4 protein-coding genes are annotated in these 3,884 nt (G+C 73.2%); 3 read left to right on the top strand and 1 reads right to left on the bottom strand.

Features of this window, described 5'->3' with window-relative positions:
• The coding region (locus FRZ03_RS12215; protein ID WP_146465196.1) for a serine/threonine-protein kinase at positions 1-921 on the bottom strand (921 nt) is incomplete at its 3' end.
• A gap of 210 nt (positions 922-1,131) precedes the next feature.
• Between FRZ03_RS12215 and FRZ03_RS12210 the strand changes: the two genes are divergently transcribed.
• The 3 genes from FRZ03_RS12210 to FRZ03_RS12200 all read left to right on the top strand — a co-directional run.
• Positions 1,132-2,487 carry an aspartate aminotransferase family protein gene (locus tag FRZ03_RS12210; RefSeq protein WP_146465170.1) on the top strand — a complete coding sequence of 452 codons (1,356 nt, stop codon included), beginning with the start codon at positions 1,132-1,134 and terminating at the stop codon, positions 2,485-2,487.
• A 116-nt stretch (positions 2,488-2,603) separates the two neighbouring features.
• A complete protein-coding gene (locus tag FRZ03_RS12205) occupies positions 2,604-3,302 on the top strand; it encodes a GntR family transcriptional regulator (RefSeq protein ID WP_146465169.1) in 699 nt (232 codons plus the stop codon).
• Between the two features lie 98 nt (positions 3,303-3,400).
• On the top strand, positions 3,401-3,884 hold a 484-nt coding region (locus FRZ03_RS12200; RefSeq protein ID WP_146465168.1), incomplete at its 3' end, for a hypothetical protein.

Here is a 3,884-nt window from a genome sequence, read left to right as displayed (position 1 = left end):
CCGGTGGCCACCCACGGCACCGCCGCCTCGGTGTCCGCGTCCAGGACGGGCGCCGTCCAGTACCCGCCGACCCGCCGCGCGGCCGCCGTGGACCGTGTCCTGCGCGCCGGTGCGGTCCAGCAGGTCGTCCAGCGAGGGCCGGGCCGCCGGGTCCTTGCGCAGACAGCCGCGGACCAGGTCGGCGATCCCCTCCGGGACGCCCGCCAGGTCCGGCTCCTCCCGGGCGATGCGGTACATCAGCGCGTGCACCCCGCCGCCGGCGGTCCCGAACGGCATCCGCCCGGTCGCCGCGTAGGCCAGCACCGAGCCCAGCGAGAACACGTCGCAGGCCGGGGTGACCCGGTCGCCGCGCACCTGCTCGGGCGCCATGAACCCGGGCGAGCCGACCAGCGAGCCGGTCAGGGTGAGGTGATCGCCGCCGGGGCCGGCCGTCTCCAGCGCGCGGGCGATGCCGAAGTCGATCACGCGCGGCCCGTCGATGGTGACCAGCACGTTCGACGGCTTCAGGTCCCGGTGCACGATCCCGGCCGCGTGGATGTCCTTGAGCGCGTGCGCCAGCCCGGCCGCGAGAATCCGCACCGACCGCTCGGGCAGCGCCCCGTGGTCGTGCCCGACGACCTGGCGCAGGCTGGGCCCGGCCACGTACCCGGTGGCCACCCACGGCACCGCCGCCTCGGTGTCCGCGTCCAGGACGGGCGCCGTCCAGTACCCGCCGACCCGCCGCGCGGCCGCCACCTCCCGCCGGAAGCGGGCCCGGAACTCCTCGCGCGCGGCCAGTTCCTCGCGGACCAGTTTCACGGCGACGGTACGGCCCCGGTCCGACCGGGCGAGGTACACCTGCCCCATGCCGCCCGAACCGAGCCTGGCCAGCAGCCGGTACCCCCCGATCTCCAGCGGATCCCCAGGCCCGAGTTCCTCCATGACCGCCCGCCCTCCCCGTCCCGTCGGCTGTGCAACGGCCCGAGGATAATCGCGTCCTCCGCGCCGTCGGACGGGTAGCTCTCCACGGTTCCGTAACAGCCTCGCGGACGCCCTCGGCGCCCGGTGTCGACAACCTGTCGCGGATTGCGCCCGCCCACGGAACAGGACGCCGATACCGCTTCCGCATCGCGGACATCTACGCTCGCCCGCATGACCCCTCAGCCCAATTCCGGAGCCGGCGCCGCAGTGAAGGCCGCGGACCGTGCGCACGTCTTCCACTCCTGGTCCGCCCAGGACCTCATCGACCCGCTCGCCGTCGCCGGCGCCGAGGGGTCGTACTTCTGGGACTACGACGGCACGCGCTACCTGGACTTCACCAGCGGGCTCGTCTACACCAACATCGGCTACCAGCACCCCAAGGTCGTCGCGGCGATCCAGGAGCAGGCCGCGAGGATGACCACCTTCGCGCCGGCGTTCGCCATCGAGGCGCGCTCGGAGGCGGCCCGGCTGATCGCCGAGCGCACCCCCGGCGACCTGGACAAGATCTTCTTCACCAACGCCGGCGCCGACGCCGTGGAGCACGCGGTGCGCATGGCCCGGCTGCACACCGGCCGCCCCAAGGTGCTCTCGGCCTACCGCTCGTACCACGGCGGCACCCAGCAGGCCGTGAACCTCACCGGCGACCCGCGCCGCTGGCCCTCCGACAGCGGCACCAGCGGTGTCGTGCGCTTCTGGGCGCCCTTCCTGTACCGCTCCCGCTTCTACGCCGAGACGCAGGAGCAGGAGACCGCGCGGGCGCTGGAGCACCTGGAGACGACGATCGCCTTCGAGGGCCCCGGCACGATCGCCGCGATCATCCTGGAGACCATCCCGGGCACGGCCGGGATCATGGTGCCGCCGCCCGGTTACCTCGCCGGGGTGCGCGAGCTGTGCGACAAGTACGGCATCGTCTTCATCCTGGACGAGGTCATGGCCGGATTCGGCCGGACCGGCGAGTGGTTCGCGGCCGATCTGTTCGGCGTCACCCCGGACCTGATGACCTTCGCCAAGGGTGTGAACTCCGGCTACGTGCCGCTCGGCGGCGTCGCCATCTCCGGCGAGATCGCCGAGACCTTCGGCAAGCGCCCCTACCCGGGCGGTCTGACCTACTCCGGGCACCCGCTGGCCTGCGCCGCCGCCGTCGCCACGATCAACGTGATGGCCGAGGAGGGCGTGGTGGAGAACGCCAAGCGGCTCGGCGAGACGGTGCTGGCCCCCGGCCTCGCCGACCTGGCGGCCCGCCACCCGAGCGTGGGCGAGGTCCGCGGCACCGGCATGTTCTGGGCGCTGGAGCTGGTCAAGGACCGCGAGACCCGCGAGCCGCTGGTGCCGTACAACGCGGCCGGCGAGGCGAACGCGCCGATGGCGGCGTTCGCCGCCGCCGCCAAGAAGCACGGCCTGTGGCCCTTCGTGAACATGAACCGCACCCACGTGGTGCCGCCGTGCAACATCGGCGAGGCCGAGCTGAAGGAGGGCCTGGCCGCCCTCGACGCCGCGCTGGCCGTCGCCGACGAGTACACCGCGTGACGGTCCGGAGCTGCCGTGGGACCGGGGCGAACGCGTAAGGTGACGTGCTCGTAAGACCCGTAAGGGTTGGTCAAACGTGCGAGCACGTCACCTGTACGCGTGAGGAGAGACCGGCCATGCCCGGCAATGGCACCGCCGTCACCCGCAGCACCCTGCGCCAGCAGATCGCGGACGCGCTCCGTGACGAGGTGCTGGCGGGGCGGCTGCGCCCGGGCCGGGCGTTCACCGTGAAGGAGATCGCCGAGCAGTACGGCGTCTCCGCCACCCCCGTCCGCGAGGCGCTGGTCGACCTGTCCGCGCAGGGCATCCTGGAGGCCGACCAGCACCGCGGCTTCCGCGTGCCGGAGTACTCCCTCGCGGACCACCGGTACATGATCGAGGCCCGCAACCTGGTCACCGACGGCATGTTCCAGGCCCTCGCGGCCGGGCACCCCGCCTTCGCCGCGCCGCCCGGGGACGCGCGCACCGCCGCGACGCTGGCCACGGTGCGCCGCCGCGGCGAGGAGGCCCAGCGCGCCGCCACCGCGGGCGACCTCACCGTGCTGATCGGCTACGACCTGCGGTTCTGGCGCGAGCTGGGCGTCCTGTTCGGCAACCCCTACCTGGGCGACTTCCTGCACCGGCTGCGGGTCCAGGCCTGGGTCTGCGCGGTCCAGCACCTGCGCCGGCTGCCCACGCTGCGCGGCCGGCTGTGGGCCGGGCACACCGAGCTGGTCGAGGCGCTGGCCCGCCGGGACACGGAGGCGGCGCGGGCGACGGTGGCGGCGGCGAACGCGCACTCGCTGGCGTTGCTGGAGGATCTGTCCGACAGCTGAGGGACGTGGGGGTATGGGTGGCGTGGCGCACCGATTACGCTTCCCAGACCACCTGCTGCCGCGCGGGTCCGCGCGGCTGCCGATGCGAGGAGCTCTCTTTGGCCTGTGACCTGTGGCTGGTACCGCTCGTGGACGTGTTGTGCCACACCCCGGACAACCCGTTCGCCGAGGAACTCGCGCAGTACAACGACGCGTTGGCCGCGGCCGGGCTGCCGCCGGTGCCGGTGTACCAGTACATGCCGGGGCTGTCCGGCGAGGTCGCCCCGGTCGCCGGCTTCGACTACGACGCCCTGCACTTCCTGCGCCGGGCCTACCTCCTCCAGGCCTGCGGTCTGCCGGTCACCCCGGTGGACGAACTGGGCGGCGACTACGAGCAGTTGCTGGAGATGTTCGAGTCCACGGCCCAGCAGTCGCATCTGGTGTGGCACTACGACCACGCGGGCGCGTACGTCCCGGTGGACTTCCCGCACCCGCTGTCGAACGACGAACTCCTCGCGGGCGGCGGGCCGTTGGGCTCCGCCCAGGCGCTGCTGCGCGAGCTCCAGTACATCGCCCCGGGCATCGGCATCGACCCGGCCAACC

The organism is Streptomyces misionensis, from assembly GCF_007896895.1.
In the GTDB taxonomy this organism is placed as follows: domain Bacteria; phylum Actinomycetota; class Actinomycetes; order Streptomycetales; family Streptomycetaceae; genus Streptomyces; species Streptomyces misionensis_A.
The sequence above is the reverse complement of the archived record's forward strand: the minus strand, read 5'-3'. Positions and strand labels throughout refer to the sequence as shown.

Coding starts and splice junctions, on each gene's coding strand:
- FRZ03_RS12210 (WP_146465170.1), top strand. CDS start 1,132: ATGACCCCTCAGCCCAATTCCGGAGCCGGCGCCGCAGTGAAGGCCGCG.
- FRZ03_RS12205 (WP_146465169.1), top strand. CDS start 2,604: ATGCCCGGCAATGGCACCGCCGTCACCCGCAGCACCCTGCGCCAGCAG.